General features: G+C 48.1%; 17 protein-coding genes and 1 tRNA gene. 1 reads left to right on the top strand and 17 read right to left on the bottom strand.

The window, feature by feature from the left end; all coding sequences use genetic code 11:
* The 15 genes from pssA to larA form a co-directional block, all read right to left on the bottom strand.
* A complete protein-coding gene (gene pssA / locus Q7Q81_RS02945; RefSeq protein WP_293388400.1) occupies positions 1–684 on the bottom strand; it encodes a CDP-diacylglycerol--serine O-phosphatidyltransferase in 684 nt (227 codons plus the stop codon).
* The gene (locus tag Q7Q81_RS02940) at positions 681–1,313 is read right to left on the bottom strand and encodes a phosphatidylserine decarboxylase family protein (protein ID WP_293388403.1); all 633 of its coding nucleotides are present in this window, start codon (positions 1,311–1,313) and stop codon (positions 681–683) included. The genes pssA and Q7Q81_RS02940 overlap by 4 nt, the downstream gene beginning before the upstream one ends.
* Before the next feature lie 211 nt (positions 1,314–1,524).
* Entirely contained in the window at positions 1,525–2,253 is a 729-nt protein-coding gene (locus tag Q7Q81_RS02935; RefSeq protein ID WP_276864992.1) for a WecB/TagA/CpsF family glycosyltransferase, read from the bottom strand.
* A gap of 126 nt (positions 2,254–2,379) precedes the next feature.
* Positions 2,380–3,084, bottom strand: coding sequence for a response regulator (locus Q7Q81_RS02930; RefSeq protein ID WP_277256810.1), 705 nt, complete (start codon positions 3,082–3,084; stop codon positions 2,380–2,382).
* 1 nt (position 3,085) lies between these two features.
* A complete protein-coding gene (locus tag Q7Q81_RS02925; protein ID WP_304273600.1) occupies positions 3,086–4,741 on the bottom strand; it encodes an ATP-binding protein in 1,656 nt (551 codons plus the stop codon).
* Entirely contained in the window at positions 4,725–6,335 is a 1,611-nt protein-coding gene (locus Q7Q81_RS02920; protein WP_293392983.1) for a peptide chain release factor 3, read from the bottom strand. Before Q7Q81_RS02920 ends, Q7Q81_RS02925 begins: the two co-directional genes overlap by 17 nt.
* A gap of 15 nt (positions 6,336–6,350) precedes the next feature.
* Complete coding sequence (locus Q7Q81_RS02915; RefSeq protein WP_302291797.1) at positions 6,351–6,977, bottom strand: hypothetical protein; 627 nt, start codon at positions 6,975–6,977, stop codon at positions 6,351–6,353.
* Between the two features lie 393 nt (positions 6,978–7,370).
* Positions 7,371–7,447, bottom strand: a tRNA-Pro gene (locus Q7Q81_RS02910).
* Positions 7,448–7,508: 61 nt separating this feature from the next.
* The gene (thrB, locus tag Q7Q81_RS02905; RefSeq protein WP_304273598.1) at positions 7,509–8,420 is read right to left on the bottom strand and encodes a homoserine kinase; all 912 of its coding nucleotides are present in this window, start codon (positions 8,418–8,420) and stop codon (positions 7,509–7,511) included.
* Positions 8,421–8,432: 12 nt separating this feature from the next.
* The gene (locus Q7Q81_RS02900; RefSeq protein ID WP_304273596.1) at positions 8,433–9,737 is read right to left on the bottom strand and encodes a homoserine dehydrogenase; all 1,305 of its coding nucleotides are present in this window, start codon (positions 9,735–9,737) and stop codon (positions 8,433–8,435) included.
* 34 nt (positions 9,738–9,771) lie between these two features.
* A complete protein-coding gene (locus Q7Q81_RS02895; RefSeq protein WP_040564968.1) occupies positions 9,772–10,215 on the bottom strand; it encodes an ACT domain-containing protein in 444 nt (147 codons plus the stop codon).
* Between the two features lie 207 nt (positions 10,216–10,422).
* A complete protein-coding gene (efp, locus tag Q7Q81_RS02890) occupies positions 10,423–10,980 on the bottom strand; it encodes an elongation factor P (RefSeq protein ID WP_304273594.1) in 558 nt (185 codons plus the stop codon).
* Between the two features lie 26 nt (positions 10,981–11,006).
* Complete coding sequence (locus tag Q7Q81_RS02885; protein WP_304111606.1) at positions 11,007–12,080, bottom strand: aminopeptidase P family protein; 1,074 nt, start codon at positions 12,078–12,080, stop codon at positions 11,007–11,009.
* Positions 12,081–12,279: 199 nt separating this feature from the next.
* Positions 12,280–13,242, bottom strand: a complete 963-nt coding sequence (locus Q7Q81_RS02880; RefSeq protein ID WP_304273591.1) for an L-lactate dehydrogenase — start codon at positions 13,240–13,242, stop codon at positions 12,280–12,282.
* 33 nt (positions 13,243–13,275) lie between these two features.
* A complete protein-coding gene (larA, locus tag Q7Q81_RS02875) occupies positions 13,276–14,574 on the bottom strand; it encodes a nickel-dependent lactate racemase (RefSeq protein WP_304273590.1) in 1,299 nt (432 codons plus the stop codon).
* Positions 14,575–14,717: 143 nt separating this feature from the next.
* On the opposite strand from larA, the gene Q7Q81_RS02870 reads away from it, so the two are divergent.
* Complete coding sequence (locus Q7Q81_RS02870) at positions 14,718–15,185, top strand: flavodoxin (protein ID WP_304273589.1); 468 nt, start codon at positions 14,718–14,720, stop codon at positions 15,183–15,185.
* A 90-nt stretch (positions 15,186–15,275) separates the two neighbouring features.
* On the opposite strand, the gene Q7Q81_RS02865 is transcribed toward Q7Q81_RS02870, so the two are convergent.
* Positions 15,276–16,397, bottom strand: a complete 1,122-nt coding sequence (locus Q7Q81_RS02865; RefSeq protein WP_304273587.1) for an amidohydrolase — start codon at positions 16,395–16,397, stop codon at positions 15,276–15,278.
* Between the two features lie 78 nt (positions 16,398–16,475).
* On the bottom strand, positions 16,476–17,309 hold the full coding sequence (locus tag Q7Q81_RS02860) for a MetQ/NlpA family ABC transporter substrate-binding protein (RefSeq protein WP_210684476.1): 834 nt from the start codon (positions 17,307–17,309) through the stop codon (positions 16,476–16,478).
* Positions 17,310–17,567: the final 258 nt, after the last annotated feature.

Below are 17,567 nucleotides of genomic sequence, written 5' to 3'. Positions count from 1 at the left end.
TTATTTGTTCTTACCTGTAAGAGCACGGTAAACATGGTTTACAATGCCTGCCAGCGTATAGGTGAACATTGCTACAAACGGCCACGCACCGGGACGCTCGTAGAGCATTACGGCACCGACGATTACGGCAATAATTACAGGCAGACGGTACATAGGATTACCCTTGCCCTTGAAATCCGGAAATTTGACCTCACTGTACATGATGCAGGCAATTACCAGAGTAACTGCTGCCAGCACAGCCGGAGCGAATTGATAACCGGAAACAACATAGGTTGCCAAGAAGCAGGCACCAGCCGGAATAGGCATGCCCTGGAAATAACCGTGTACAACACCGGTGTTGCAGTTGAAGCGTGCCAGACGCAGGCAGCCGCCCACAGCGAAGAGTGCGGCGATAACCTGACCTGCAAGGCCCAGCTCCTGCAGACCATACATATAAATCATGATGGCAGGCGCAACGCCGAAGGAGCACATATCGCAGAGAGAATCCATCTCCTTGCCGAAGTCACCGCCGCCAACGCCGAGAGCACGGGCAGCACGGCCATCCATAGAATCAAAAATTACAGCGATTACGATGAAAACGGGGGCAAGGAAGAAATCACCCTCGATAGTTTTAAAGATAGACAGCACACCGAAAATAAGGCTCGCAGAGCTGATGCTGTTAGGAATCAGACGACGCCAGTTCATTGTTCTTTAACCCTCCCCACTACGGTAATACCGCCAACAACCTTATCACCCTTCTTAACGGTGATTTCAACATTTCTTGGCACAACCAGCTCCGTGCTGGAGCCGAATTTGATCATGCCGTAGGTTTCGCCCTGTTTTAGGTTGGTTCCTACAGTTACCCAGGAAACGATGCGGCGTGCCAGCAGACCGGCAATCTGGATTACCAGGAAGCGCATACGGCCGTTATCCATACCGATAGCATGACGCTCGTTTTCAAAAGAAGCGTTTTTCTCATACGCAGGCACGAACTGACCGCAGGTATAGCGCTGATATTTGATTTCGCCGTCGAGCGGCGCACGGTTGGTGTGCACGTTGAATACGGAAAGGAAAATAGTTACCTTAATCGCAGGCTCGTTGAGATATTCATCATCAAAAATTTCATCTACGCCCATTACCGTACCGTCTGCAGGCGAATACAGGATGTTGGGATCATAGGGCGTAACGCGGTGGAAATCACGGAAGAAGTAGGCAAAGTATAACGCCAGCACTACAGGGATTACGGCCCACACAGCGCCGAAGAAATAATATACTATTGCAGCCACCAACAGAGAAACACCAACATAAATATAACCATCTTTTACAATAAACATATAAAGCCTCGCTTTCCTGCGAATATTTCTTTTGATTTCAGCTTAAATCAGCAAACATTTCCAAACTGACTGTGCAGTCTGTTTTTTGCGGATATAAAAAGTGATGGAATGCTACTTCCATCACTTTATTATAATACACCAACCTGCTTTTGTCTATATAAGTGTAAAATTCTTAGCACTTTTGACAAGCACAATGTTCTTGCAGTATAGCCTAAAACTTAGACGCCATTACCTTGATTACAAACTTAGGCAACGCCATCATGCGCATAAAACGGCTGGGCTGCTTGTACAGGCGGAAGGCCCATTCCAAAGAAGCATCCTGCATCCATTTCGGTGCGCGCTCCATTTTGCCGGCGAGCACGTCAAAGCTGCCGCCGATGCCCATCAGAATTTTTGCATTAAGCTCCGCGCGGTGTGCCACCAGCCATTTTTCCTGCTTAGGTGCGCCCAAGGCAACGAAAAGCATATCTGCACCGCTGGCGTTGATGTCCGCAATAATCTGAGGCACATCCTCATCTTTGAAATAACCGTTGTGGCAGCCTACTACCTGCACTCCCGGATAAAGCTCCTCAGCCTTTGCCTTCGCAGCTTCGGCAACTCCCGGACTGCCACCGAAGAAGTACGCCTTGTAGCCCTTGTGCGCAGATAAATCCAAAAGCTCGTTGTACAGGTCAAAGCCTGCTACACGCTCCGGCACCTTGTAGCCGAGGTGTCTGCCTGCCCACACGGCACCGGCGCCGTCAGGCAGCACCAGCTCCGCATCCTCGCAGATTATTTTTTTATACTCTGCGTTTTCCTGGCACATCATGATTATTTCGGCATTCGCGGTAACAACGAAGGTCTGCTCCTTGGCGAGCATTCTTTCTTCAAGTGTTTTCACTGCCTCCTGCATAGTCATTGCGTGTACAGGCACGCCTAATATTTTAATCGGGTCTTGCATATGTTTTGCCCCCTCTTTTCTGCATAATAATACTACTATTGTACACTACTTTAACGATTATTTCAAATCTGTATAAGAAAAAGCGAACCCTCAGACAAATACTGCCGAGGGTTCACCCGAATCGCTTTACTGTATATATGCCTTCAGCACATCGCTCTGCTTGTCAAGGCACAGATACTTGTAGACCGGTCTGCCAACGCTGCCGCGGTGCAAATCCAGCTTCAGCAGATGCAGGGATTTCAAAAACTCCAGATATTTACGGATAGAAACGCGGGAGATTCCCACCATGCCTGCCACCTCTTCGGTAGTAAACATGCCGTCAATACCGCAGATGCAATCCCAAACAGTGCCTAAGGTGTTTTTATCAAGTCCCTTTGGCAAAGTTACCGCAACCTGATTTTCCTGACGCATAATAGTAGTGTCAAGGTCAGCCTGCTTAATGATGCCCTGCTCCTCAACAATCTGATAACGCTTCAGATAATTGTTCAGCGCAAGGTTAAAGCGTTCAAACTCAAAGGGCTTGATAATATAATCGACAGCGCCCAAACGCAGCGCCAGCTTAATTTTATCCTTATCGTTTGCTGCCGAAACGATGATAACATCTACATCGTAACCATTCTCGCGTATTTTAGCCAAAAGCTGTAAACCATCCATAGTAGGCATAAAGACATCAAGAATGATTAAGTCGTATTTGTTCTGACGCAGCAGCTTCAGTGCAGTATCTCCGTTACCCGCGATATCACACAGCTGAAACCCCTTGATCTGGCTAAGATAGTGCTCATGTAATTGGGCAACCATCGGGTCATCTTCTACAACTAACACGTTAATCATCTTAATCCCCCTCTTTCCTGGTCGGAAGCCTTACGGTAAAGGTAGTGCCCTCACCCGGAGCAGACTCCACAGTAATGGTGCCATTAAGGTTATTGATGCTTTGCTTAACCAGATATAAGCCAAAGCCATGACCACTTTCACCCTTGCTGCTGAAGCCACGCTGGAAGATATGCTCGCGTATCTCGTCACTCATACCGGGTCCGGAATCCTCCACGACAATAACTATTTCGCGGTCAAAATCCAGAATTGAGAGATTAACGATGCGTTCACCGTCAAAATTCTTCAACGCATCAAAGGCGTTTTCGATAATATTGCCGGCAATCAGTACAATATCATGTACCGAAGGCACATCCAGCTCGCTGTGCAGCTCACTTTCCTCTGTCAGAGAGAAGTCGATATCAAGTTCACGGCTGCGGCTTATTTTACCGAGGATAAAGCCTGATAATGTTATATCCTTCAGGCGGGTTACTACATAAGAAACCTCAGATTGTCTGTTATAGGCAATTTCCTGCGTAAAATTCTTCAGCTCGTCATAGGCCTTCATATCTATCAGGCCCATAATCACATGCATTTTGTTCATAAACTCATGTGTCTGCGCTCTTAAAGCAGTAGCATAATTTTTAAAGCCTGTCAGCTGGTTAGCCATCTCTTCTACTACAGATTTTTTGCGGAAGGTAATTACGGCACCGATAATGTTCTTATCCTCCAGTAACGGTACTGCAGTAATAATAAAGACAGTATTACCCATCTTGACACTGGCATCAACTAAAGTTTTACCTTCTTTTATAATATCATCCAACGGCACACGTTTCAAGACATCTTTTGCAGATTTTCCAAATAGTTCATTAACTCCTTCAATACCGGCCTGCTTCAAAAGCAATTGGGCCTCGGAGTTGACAAGCGTAATGCAGCCGTTGCTGTTGATATTGATAATGCCTTCACGTACAGAGTTAAGAATAACGTCGCGTTCCTGCAGCATTCTGGCGATTTCTTCAGGCTCATAGCCGAAAAGAACACGTTTAATCCTCTGCGCCAGATAAATCGCACCCCAGATGCCGACAATCAGACCAAGCAGCGTCATAGACAGCAAGAATAAAACCGCATCTATTGTAGAGTTATTGACGATTTCGTCGGAATAACCGGTAACAACGTAGCCAATTACTTTTTTCTCATCATTCTTGACAAAGCCAATAGCCTTATTGGGTATCGCATAATTTTCCTTATAGGAAATATCACTGCGTCCCGCATATTTGTCAACCAGATTACGCGCACTATGCTCGAAGTCAGGCAGCTTGCCGGGGTTATACAACACGCGCAGATGGCGGTTCTTGTCGTAAATCGCTACGCCCGCTTCATCCGAATGGTCAACATCGTTAACAAAGGCAGCCATAAAGCTGTCTACGGAATCCTCCGGCCTCTTGTTCTGCTTCTCCAGGCTCTCCCTTATTTCCGGAGAGTTACAGAGAATGTTGTTGATGCTTACGGCGTTGATACTTACGCGGTCATAAATTACCCGCGCCACCTTCTGTGTCGTAAACAAAGACGTCGGCAGCAGTGCGATACACACTACGAGCGTAATAAGTACTACTATTTTCTGTAAAAGTGAAAGCGTTTTTCCTGATTTGTAATTGTAATTATCTTTAGATTTTCTCCACATCAGCAGGTACCGTCAGGAACTGAATACCAGGATTTCGTTCCAGAATCCAATTCAGGGACCACTCGTTATTTACAAGAATAACAGGTCTGTCCTTTTTATCATAAACAAGCATTCCGTTATCCAAGCCTTTAATGTTCTCAATCAGCTTCTTATCCTCTGCATATACCCAACGTGCAACGGAGTACGGCAGCTGGTTCATCAGCAGCTTAGAGCTGTACTCGTTAAGCAGACGGTATTCCAGAACCTCCAGCTGCAGTACACCGACTACGCCGACGATGTAGCTTTCAAGACCTACGCCCTCCTGACGGAATACCTGAATAGCACCCTCCTGCGACAGCTGGATGATACCCTTTTCAAACTGCTTGCGTTTGAGGGAGTCCTTAGGCTGTACGCGGGCAAAAATTTCCGGCGGGAATACGGGGAAGTCTTCAAATTGCAGCTTCAGGCTGCTGTCGCTCAGGGAATCACCGATACCGAAGATACCCGGATCAAAAACGCCGATAATGTCACCTGGATATGCTTTTTCCACTATTGTGCGCTCCTGAGCCAGGAACTGCTGCGGCTGTGCCAGCTTAACCATCTTACCTGATTGCTTGTGGTAAACGCTCATTCCCTTGTCAAAGACGCCGGAACAAATACGCATGAAGGAAATTCTGTCACGGTGAGCAGGATTCATATTAGCCTGGATTTTAAAAACAAAAGCAGAGAATTTTTCGTTCTCCGGTGACAATATTGTACCATCCTGCAGCATTCTTGGCTGTGGCATGGGAGACATTTCCAGGAATTTTTCCAGGAAGCTTTGTACGCCGAAGTTAGTCATAGCACTGCCGAAGAACATCGGAGTCAGCTCGCCGGTGTTAACCTTTTCCATGTCAAACTCATCGCCTGCCATGTCCAGCAGCTCGATATCGTTGCACAGGTTTTCGTACAGCTCGTCACCCAGCAGCTCTCTGATTTTGGGATCATCTAAAGAACCGGTAGTGGATTTCAGCTTTTTGGCACCATGGCTGGTGTCATCCTCGAACAGTTCGATAGTGTTTTCCAGACGGTTATACACGCCCTTGTAATGGCCGTCGATACCGATAGGCCAGTTAATCGGATATGCGCGGATGTTCAGCACCTTTTCCAGCTCGTCCATCAGGTCGAAGGGATTACGGCCGTAGCGGTCCAATTTGTTGACAAAGGTAAAGATAGGCAGACGGCGGCGGTGGCAAACCCAGAACAGCTTCTTGGTCTGCGGCTCTACGCCCTTAGCAGCGTCAATCAGCATGACAGCGCTGTCGGCAGCCATCAATGTACGGTAGGTATCCTCGGAGAAGTCCTGGTGACCGGGGGTATCCAGAATGTTTACGCGGAAGCCGTCGTAGTCAAATTGCAGCACGGAGGAGGTAACGGAAATACCACGCTGCTTTTCAATCTCCATCCAGTCGGATACAGCGTGCTTATTGCTCTTTCTAGCCTTTACAGAGCCTGCCAGGTGAATAGCTCCGCCGTAAAGCAGCAGCTTTTCGGTAAGGGTTGTTTTACCTGCGTCAGGGTGAGAAATAATAGCGAAAGTACGGCGTTTCTTAATTTTATCCATCAATTCTGTCATTATGTATATGCTCTCCTATTTCTTTAAATTTTTGGTAATCCTGGCAATTTCATCCTCATCGGAAACCAGCTCGTCTACTGCCGGATAATCGGCGTTCTGCTCCTCGTACAGCTTGTAGGCATCAAGAATTTGCATTTTGATGTAGTCGGGAACAGGGATTTCCGTCTGCAACTCGCCGCGCATGGTTACGCGGAAGGCAACGTTCTCGTAGCGTTCACCGCTGTAGGTTTCGCAGGTGAAGGAGGTACGCATGAATTCATCCTTGAAGGTACAGTCCTTCAGGATGTGCGCCTTGCGCTCCTTATCCCAGGCTGCATATATTTTATACAGCTCCTGCTGTGCCTCCACCGGCACGTCCTCTCCCAGGACAACGGTTTCGGTTTCATCTATCGGCGTGCAGTCCATGTTGTTATAGACGGTGCCGTCCTCCAGCTCCAGGTCAACTGTCAACACATAGTCAACCTCATGAAAGCTGGCTGTTTTAATCTGCCATTTCTGCTGCCAGCGGGCAATACATTCCGGGCAGATAAATTTGGTATCGCGAATGCTGTTATTCATGTAATTATCACGATAATACAATTTTTCTCCGGGCACAAAATGTTCGCCGCATTCACTGCAGACGAATTCCAATGTACGAATCATCGGTCAAAACCTCCCAATATAATATGAAAAAGCCCTTACTTCGAATGCAAGGCGCTCTGCTATAACAGTAATCAATAGCCGTCATAACCGTAAGTAAGCTTATGCTCTTTAACGATGGCTTCGGCCTGATGTTTTGCAGCTTTTGCTGTCAATTACTGTTCAAATTGCTTTATTATACCGCCAGCAGCAATTGTATTCACCTCTGCTGCCCGACAGCTGCGCAAAATATATTCACACGTTCTATATTATAACATATCAGATTGTTTTTCCCTAATAATTTTTCTTTAAAATGAGGGTTGTTTTGGACGTAATAATATTTTCCCGCGTGCCCCAACTTCCTTTTAAACATAAAAAAAGCCTTTACGATAAACGTAAAGGCTATAAGTCCGACATTGGTCGGAGCGGCGGGATTCGAACCCACGACCTCTTCCACCCCAAGGAAGCGCTCTACCAAGCTGAGCCACGCCCCGAATCACAAGGAGTATTATACAGGTTTATTTGGATTTTGTCAACACTATTTTATAAATTATTTTAAACTTTTTTTACACCGTCTGTATCCAGGTCCAAAATATGGTAGCAGGCATGCTCATTATTGGCAGCAAAAACGTCTACCATAGCCTTGGCAATGCGCTCACAGTCTGCCTCCGGCGAAGCATAGGCCATCACCGTAGAGCCTGCACCGCTAATGATAGCGTTATAAGCGCCTGCCTCTTTGGCAGCCGCAAAAACGTCGGGCAAGCCCGGAATCAGATGCGCACGGTACGGCTGATGCAGCTTGTCCTCCAGCGCCATGCCCAGATACTCATAATTGCCGCTCAGCAGCGCACCGACCAAAAGCGAAGCTCTGGAGGTGTTATACACTGCGTCCTTGTGCGGTACAGTCTTGGGAATAGCCTGACGCGCAAGCGACGTTGGCAGCTTGCTGTCGGGAACAACGGCGATGAACTTCAACGGCTTGGCAGGCAGCAGACGCAGAGAATGCGCCTTTTCCTGCTCCATATAGCTGATGGTGAAGCCGCCGTACAGCGCCGGTGCCACATTATCGGGATGACCTTCGATTTCTGTAGCGATACCGAGAAGCTCATCCTTGGTATAATGGTCATCACACAAAGCGTTGGCTGCATACAGACCGGCAACGATAGCACTGGAGCTGCTGCCCAGACCGCGGGACATTGGAATGCGGTTGATCATCTTTACCTTCAGACCGATGCGCTCACCGCCTGTTACGGCGTTCCAAACGCGCAGAAAGCTGGCAAAGGCTAAATTACGGCCAAACGGCTTCAGATAATCTGCACCCTCGCCCTCTACCTCCAGCTGGAAGCCCTTTCTGTCGGTTATTTCATAGCTTACTTCGTTATACAGATTGCAGGCCAGGCCGAGAGTATCAAAGCCGGGGCCGCAGTTGGCTGAGGTTGCGGGAACCTGAATAAATACTTTTTTCATGCTGCCGCCTCTTTATGCCAAATGGCTGTCTTCTACACGAATCACACAGCTGATAGCCTCTACTACCGGCAGTACGCGCAAAATTTGCAGCGCCATCTGCAGATTAGCTTCGGAAACACTGTGGGTAATTACAACAATTTCTGCCTTGTTGCTCAGAACATCGTTTGTCTGCACAACATTACGCAGGCTCACGTTCTGTGCGCCGAAGGCTGCAGCGATGGCTGCCAGTGCGCCAGGTTTATCTGCTACCTGCAGACGGATATATGCCGGTGCGGACATCTTATCAGGCGGGCAGAGGCGTTTTTCCTCAAAGCAGGTGCAGCTGATGCGTCCGGTGGACTTGTGCTGCATATTGCGGGCAATATCAATAATATCGCCGCAGACAGAGCTTGCAGTCGGCAGACGGCCTGCACCGAGGCCCAGGAACATTGCTTCACCGATAGCATCACCGTTGACAAAAACTGCGTTGTAGACGCCGTTTACGCCTGCCAGCGGATGAGAAAGCGGAATCATCGTCGGGTTAACACGCAGGCTTACACCGTTTTCCGGATCGTTCTTGGCGATTGCCAGAAGCTTTACTGCGTAGCCGAGATCGGTTGCATATTTGATATCGCAGGCTTCAATGCTTTCAATGCCTTCAACCTGTACATCGTCCAGATTAAAGCGTGTATTGAAGGCGATAGATGCCAGAATAGTAATTTTACGCGCAGCATCCAGGCCTCCGACATCGGCAGTAGGATCGGACTCTGCATAGCCCTTGGCCTGCGCTTCCTTCAGTACCTCATCATAATCAAGGTGTTCGTTAGCCATCTTGGACAGCATATAGTTAGTGGTGCCGTTCACAATACCCATGATAGAGGTAATCTGATTGGCTGCCATACTGGTTTTCAAAGGTCCGATGATAGGAATACCGCCGCAGACGCTGGCCTCAAACATAAAGTCGCAGTTATGCTCATGCGCCAGCGGGAACAGCTCTGCGCCGTATTTAGCCAGAACGTCCTTGTTGGCAGTAACAACATGCTTGCCGTTGGCAAAGGCTCTGGCGATAAATTCCTTGGCAGGATGCTCGCGGCCCAGCAGCTCAACGATAATATCAATATCCTTATCCTCAAGCACCTCATCGGCATTGTCGGTAAAAATATATTTATCACCGTATTCCTGTTTCAGGTGGTCTACATGGCGGTCAAGCACCTTGGTGATTCTTACCGGCTTGCCTACCTCTTTGGCTATTTTTTCTGCATTTTTCTCTAAAACCTTCAGCACGCCGCCACCGACAGTGCCGGCGCCCAATAGACCAACATTTACAAAATCCTTCATTTAGTACCCCTCCAATACCTCAATCAGTAATCGGTTATACCTGACCTAAAACTTCCAGACGTTTTACGCCGTCAATCATGCGCAGCTTGTCCAGCAATGCCTCCAGATCTACTGTCAGATGCTTGGTCTCGATAGAAATAGTAGTATTCGCAACACCCTGCAGAGGAATGCCCTGATTGATGGTCATAATGCTGCCGGAATCATCGGCAACAGTATTCAGAACCTTGGAGAGCACGCCGGATTTGTGCTCCAGCAGCAAGGACAGAGTAATAATTTTTTCCTTGCTTGCTTCGTAAAACGGGAATACGAAATCCTTATATTTGTAATAAGCACTGCGGCTCAGGCCCATTTTTTCAACTGCTTCGTTGATAGTTTTGATTTCACCGCGTTTAAGGATTTCTTTAACCTTTATAGTTTTTTTAATTGCTTCAGGAAGAATTTCTTCGCGAACCAAATAGAATGTAGATTTTTCAGACATACTAGTGTCCCCTTTCTTCATACAAAGTTCTTTTAATATTATACCACTGTTCTCTTGAAAAGTACACTTGTTATTTTTGTAAATTTTGAACAAATTCAGTGCACAATACACGCATGCAAATATACAAAAAAACTGCCGCAGGCAGGTTCCGTCACCGTAAGTAACAGAACAAGCCTGCAGCAGCTGCTGCGTAATTCTTAATTAAAATTAAGCGCGGGAAATGTAGTCGCCGGTTCTGGTATCGATAGCCAGAACGTCGCCCTCGTTGATGAACAGAGGAACCTTAACAATATAGCCGGTATCCATGGTAGCATTCTTGCTGCCGCCGGTAGCGGTATCGCCTTTGATGCCGGGTTCGGTTTCAACTACGGTCAGTTCTACAGTGTTCGGCAGGTCAACGCCCAGTACACGGTTGTCATAAATCATGATTTTAACATCCATGTTCTCTTTCAGGAAGTTCAGTGCGCTGCCCAGAGTTTCTTTGCTCAGCTCGGTTTGTTCGTAGGTTTCATTGTCCATGAATACATACATGCCGTCGGATTCATACAGATATTGCATTTCGCGACGGTCGATGTGAGCCTTCGGCAGACGCTCGCCTGCGTTGAAGGTACGCTCAACAACAGCACCGGTGCACAGGTTACGCATTTTTGCACGTACGAAAGCAGCACCCTTACCAGGTTTTACGTGTTGGAATTCAACAACCTGCCAAGCGTCGCCATCGATGGTAACAGTTACGTTGGTTTTAAATTCGTTTGTGGAAATCATTGGAAGCCCTCCTATAAATTTAAATATTAGACAATTTCAATAAGCTGCTTTTTGACACCGTTCAAGGCTCTCGCCCCATCCTCTGTCAAAACAACAGTATCTTCTATACGTACCCCGCCTTTACCGGGAATGTATATACCGGGTTCAATAGTGAAGATCATGCCTGTCTGCAGCACTGTAGCGCCACGCTTGTTGATCATCGGCATTTCGTGGATTTCCAGGCCTACGCCGTGACCTGTACCGTGCACATAATAATCGCCGTAGCCGCAGGCGGTAATGCTGTCACGCACAATAGCGTCGAGCTCTCTGCCGGTCATGCCTGCTTCGGCAGCCTTCAGGCCCTTGCGCTGTGCTTCTTCAACTATAGTATAAATTTCCTGCTGCCAGGAATTTGCCAGGCCCACTACCAGAGTACGCGTCATATCGGAATGATATCCCTTATAGACAGCGCCGAAGTCAAAGGTAATAAAATCACCGACCTCGATAACCTTGTCGGATGCCATGCCATGCGGCAAAGCACTGCGTACGCCGGAGGCTACAATCGTATCAAAGGAAGCCTTTTCGCTTCCCAAGGCACGCATATAGTATTCCAGACGGCCTGCCAGACTGCGCTCGGTACAACCGGGCTTGATATCCTCCAGCAGATGGATAAAGGCTTCGTCAGCAATGCTGGCAGCCTTCAGCAGCATATCCAGCTCTTTCTTATCCTTAATCATGCGGATATCGCTGAAATCAATGCTCTGCATATAGGTTTCACCCAAAAGCTCGTGCAGCACAGTATAATCATCATAGCTGTAATACGCTCCGTCAAAGCCTACTACCTGCGCTTGGGCATTCTTTGCCAAATCAGCGGCGGCAGCCCAGATGCTGTGCGCACCTGCCGGAGTATACTCCAGCACCTTGAAGAACTTCATTTCGTTTCTGGCCTGCTCTGTATAACGGCCATCCGTAATCAGCACGCCCTGTTGTCTGTCCAGATACAGCAGACTGGAATCTCCTGTAAAGCCGGTCAGATAACGGATTGTGGTAACATCCTTAATAATGACACTGTCTACCTGCAGCTTGGCCATATGCTCCAAAACTCTATTGATACGCGTCATGATATTACCCTCTTTCCATAAAACTAGTGACAGCTATGAATCACCTAAATATTTTACCACTCATTGGCAAAACTTTCAACTATTATCTTTGTTAAGGCACTTTTTTTGTTAACTTTGTAGCATAACCAGCAAAAAAGCAGGCCGTAAGCAGCGCCTTGCAGCGTTGTCGGCCTGCCTTTTCCAAGACATACTTTAAAAATTATTTACATTCGGCAGGAGCAATGCCTTCTGCGGTTTTGATGTTCTTGCGTACATCGTCGCAGCATTTGTGGAAGTTTGCCAGCTCCTCAGCAGTCAGAGGCAGCTCCAGCACACGCTCTGCGCCGTTTTTGCCAAGCAGAACCGGAACACCTACGAATACATCCTTTTCACCGTATTCGCCGTCAAGCAACATGGAAGCAGGCATAATGCGTTGCTCGTCATTGAAAATGCAGCGTACCATGCGGGCTGCGGTAGAGCAGATGCCGTATTCGGTGCAGTGCTTGCCGCTGTAGGTTACCCAGCCGCCGCCGATAGCGCGTTTTTGCAGCTCCGGTTTGTCAAAGGCAAATTTAGGATCCTCGTGCTCCAAAGAGCTTAAAGGAATGCCGTTGAAGTTTACGCAGGACCATGCAGCTATTTGGGAAGCACCATGCTCGCCAATCATGTAAGCGCTGATGGATTGCGGAGAAACGCCGGTCTGCAGGGATAAAGCAGATACCAGACGGGAGGTATCCAGACCGGTACCGGTGCCGATTACATGGCCTTTCGGCAAACCGCTTTCGCGATAAAGGATGTTGGTGATAACATCGCAAGGATTGGTGACGTTAACAATGAAGCCGTTGAAGCCGCTGGCCATAACCTTGTGGATATAACCTTTAACCTGTGCTGCGGTAAAGGTAAGTTCATCTAAACGGTCACCGCTGGCAACCAGATCGATATCGCCGATGCAGTTTACGATAGCGTCGCAGTCGCCTAAGTCAGCGTAGGTACCGCCGTTGATTTTTACATCATGCGGACAATACAAAATTGCGTCGCGCAGGTCCTGTACCTCGGCAGCCAGCTTGGATTCCTTCGGGTCCACCAGCACCAGCTCAGCAGCAATGCCCTGAATAGCCAGGCTGTACGCAACATGTGCACCAACGTGACCTAAACCGATAATACCAACTTTTCTTGTTTTCATAATTAAGTTCCCCCCAAATTTTTCTTTTTTTCTTTATTTATCCAAAATAGGCAGCGTAGCTGACGCATGGCCCATAATGGTAATATTGTAATCCTTTTTGCCCTGCTCTGCAAGTTTTTCCTGAGCCAGATCCCAGGCCTCCTGCAAGGATGCACAGGGAATATGACCTGTCTTGCGGACAAAATCGAAGTTTTCCGGGCGTGTTACCAGATAAGCCGTTACATCGTTGACAATGCAGCGCGCCTTGAAGGCAACAAAGGCCGGAATAGTGAAATTAGCACGGATATCCTTTTCAAACTGCTCCATATCGTTACGGCTGAAGCAGTCCGTAAAAATAGCAGGCTCCTTAATATCCGGGCAGTCCAAAGTAAAAATCATGATGCCGCCGTGCTTAACCGCAAACTGTGCGTTCATGTGGCACTTGGTAGCCTGATACAGGTTCAAATCCTTCGGATAACCGCCTGCGGAAGCAATTACTACATCAGCAAGCTGCTTGATGTGCACGCCTGCCATAGCCAGCAAATCCTTACAGCCCTTCTGCCAAGCCTCGTACCAGTGACCGGCAACAACCTCGCTGATTTCTCCGTCTGGAGTAAATACGGTGTTCACCAGAAAATCGGGATTCAGCAGCTTGCAGGATTCATACATATCCTGATGAATGGGATTGCCCTCCAACAGACTTGCGTCACAGGCCTTGTTGCAGCCTGCGCCCTCTACCGGAGACATAGTCATGCAATGGTTCTTCATAATACTGTCATATGCCGCTACGCCCGGCATAACAGCCTTGCGTCCGCCGCCGAAGCCGGCAAAGGGATGCAGCGTTACGGCACCGGTCAGAATAACTCTGTCGGCATTGGCAACATATTTGCTGATAGCAACATCATTGCCGAAGGAGGTTTGGCCAAGCAGTACCATATCCTCGCTCTTGCGGGAGTCATGCTGAACGATTTTCAGACGGCGCACCATCTCCTCGCCGCAAACGGTGATATCCTCTTCATGTGTATGACCGCGGTGGGTACCGGTAGCAACAATAACAGTAATGTCCTCGTCCTTTACGCCCACACTGTTCAGCTCGGCCACAATAACCGGCAGAAATTCGGACGTGCCGCACAGACGGGTAATATCGCTGATGACAATGGCCACAGTTTCGCCTGCATGCACAATTTCGCGCAGAGGCTTGGTACCAATCGGGTTACGGATTGCTTCGGTAGTAGCGGCAACAACGTCCTCGCAGACGCTGGATTCATTGCCGTGTATATCATATATAACGCGCTCCTCGGGGAGCACTACCTCTTCCTGTCGTTTGCCTATAGGCAGAAAGTATTTTTTCATCGACATCCCTCCATTTGAAAAAACTAACTCTATTATACATGAAATCAGCTAAATATACAAGCTGACAGCAAAACTGTAAAGAAAATTCAGCCTTTGTCTAAAATTGTGTTATAATACTACTATATGAAAGCGAGGTTCCCATTATGAAGAAAACTCTTATCGCCTATTTCACACGCACAGGCATTACCAAAAAGCTGGCCGAGAACACCGCCAAGCAAACCGGCGCCGACCTTTTTGCTATCGAGCCGGTAAAAGAATATTCCTCCTCTTATCTTATCTGCGTAGGCCAGGCCAAGCTGGAAAACCTGCAGAACGCCCGTCCTGCGATGAAGGCTAAGCCGCAGAACCTGCAGGACTATGACACCATTGTGGTGATGTTCCCTATCTGGTGGTTCACCTGCCCCAATATCATCCTCACCTTCCTGGAGGAAAACGACCTGAGCGGCAAAACAATTATCCCTGTCTGCACCTACGGCAGCAGCGGTAAAGGCAGCAGTGAAAAGGCTATGACTGCAGTTTGCAAGAACGTAGCATTCAAGCCCTGCATCGAAGCAACCGGCCTTAAAGGCAAGGCTGTTGCAGCCATTGCCACAGCTATAAAAGAAGCATAATAAAGAATAATAAGCGTAAAATTAAGGCTTCCGCAGTTTGGCAACACCTTACTGCAGAAGCCTTTTGCTTCATAATTTTTCAGGATATGCTTACGGCTTTACGCATAAAATACGTTGCGTAAGATTTGTCAGCACGTTAATAGCATTAGCCAGTGCGCTGTGCTCAAAGTGCATATCGCGGTCATGCAGGCGCGGCTCCAGGTCACAGCCAATGCCAAGGCTGGCAGTTTTCAGCTGCGGACGCTCCTGCTTGAAGAAGTTGAAGTCCTCGCCTACCGTAATATTGGCAGCAGGAATCAGTCCCCCCGCTCCCAGCTCTGCGGAAATTACCTCCTGCGTCAGCGCCAACAGTGACGGGTCAGCCTCCGCTGCCGGGCAGGTACCAACGATATGACAGTCCGCTTCCGCGCCGTACACCTTCGCCGTATTCACAACGATATCCTCTACCTTGCGGCGCAGCTCCAACATCTCTGCGTTCGACGTACTGCGCAGGTCAAAGCCAATGCTTACCTTGTCGCAAATAGCGTTGAGCGAGCCTGCACCGCCCATGAAGCGGGTAGTTTTGATACTGCCGCCCAAAAGCGGGTTGCTGTGCAGCGCGTTGATGGCATTGACGATGGCGGCACCGGCATCAATAGCGTTCACGCCCAGATGCGGCTGGGAGCCGTGCGCTGCCAAACCGCGGATTTCGCCTTCCATCAGGGTGCAGGCCGTCCAGTTAATCTGGGCGATAATCTGACCGCTGCGTGCCATATCCTTCGGCATTACATGATAACCCAAAGCGTACTGCACATCATCAAGCGCTCCTGCCTCCAGCATCGCCAGTGCGCCTCTGCCGATTTCCTCCGCAGGCTGGCAAAGAATCTTCACGCGGCCGCAGGCAAGCCCCTGCTCTTGCAGCAGCTTGGCTACGCCCAAAGCGATAGTCATATGCGCATCATGACCGCAGGCGTGAATGGGCTCTAGCGAGCCATCCTCGTTCTTAAACAGCAGGCAGTCCATATCGGTACGCACTGCTACCGTAGGTCCCGGTTTACCGCTGTCGAGCACAGCGGTAAGTGCGGTAGTATTGCCGACGTTTTCGGTTACGTCGTAACCAAGCTTACGCAAAAAATCTGCCAGAAAAGCTGCTGTCTTAACTTCCTTGAAGGCAGGCTCCGCCAGAGCATGCAGCTTGGGCCATACCTCATTAATATGTGCTTGAATATCCATAATTAAAACCACCTTTGCATAGACAAAAGGCCAACGGCAAAGCTCCCGCAGGAGTTTTGCGCGTTGACCATGAGCTCATTATTTATTATCCCAGCCTAAGTATACAGAACCGGGGAATTTCTTCTCGATGAATTCTGCATTTTCCTTAGATTGATATGCTTCCTGGAAAATCTTCAGTCGCGGATCGTTCAGGTCTTTTTCCTGTACGGCAACAATGTTTACATACAGAGAATCCTTTGTTTCGCGCAGGATAGGATCCTTGGCGGGGTCCAGGCCGGCGCTGATTGCGTAGGTAGTGTTGATTGCTGCGCAGGTCAGGTCATCCAGGCTACGGGGAATTGCAGCAGCCTCCAGCTCAACAATTTCGAAATGATGCGGATTTTCGGTGATATCCTTAACGCTGGTGGTAACATCCTTCGGGTCTTTAACCTTAATCAGGTTGTTGGCAGCAAGCAGCAGAATAGCACGGCCGCCGTTGGTCGGATCGTTAGGAATACCGATTTTCGCACCGTCGGGAATGGTATCGCCGGGTTTCAATTTTTTAGAATAGATGTTAATCGGGAACAGTGCGGTGTTGAAAGCCTTAGCCAGCTTGAAGGAAGGCTCCTTCTTCATGGTTGCCTTCAGGAAGGGCTCGTGCTGGAAGCAGTTAGCCCAGATTTCACCGGAAGCCAGAGCGGAGTTAGGAGTTACGAAATCGCTGAACTCTTTAACTTCAATCTTCAGGCCTTTTTTCTCGGCAATCTTCTTTACGTTATCCATAATAATAGCATGAGGACCGGGGTTTACGCCTACGATAACGGGCTTATTCATATCTACCTTGCCGTCATCTTTAGAACCGCCGCAGCCTGCAGCTACGATAGCAAACATTGTCAGTACGCCCACAAGAGCGTATTTTAAAAACTTATTCATTATACATTAACCTCCCCAGCAGTTTACTAGACTGCTAAAACAAAATACGTTGTTATTATATTCTTTTGCAAGAGTATAGTCAAGCAGGAAAAATGTATACTATTTTACACTTTTTTAAAAGTTTTGCAGTGCAAAAAAGGCTACCACAATTACTTGTGATAGCCTTAAATGTTCAGTTGCAGTCCAAACTAAACGGATTATTTAAGGTTCTTTGTCAAGTTTTGGGGTATTCAAGACTTTAACATCATAGACCTAGAC

Origin of the sequence: Phascolarctobacterium succinatutens (assembly GCF_958453765.1) — a bacterium.
GTDB classification, from domain to species: domain Bacteria; phylum Bacillota; class Negativicutes; order Acidaminococcales; family Acidaminococcaceae; genus Phascolarctobacterium_A; species Phascolarctobacterium_A succinatutens_B.
This window is presented reverse-complemented; position numbering and strand designations above follow the sequence as displayed.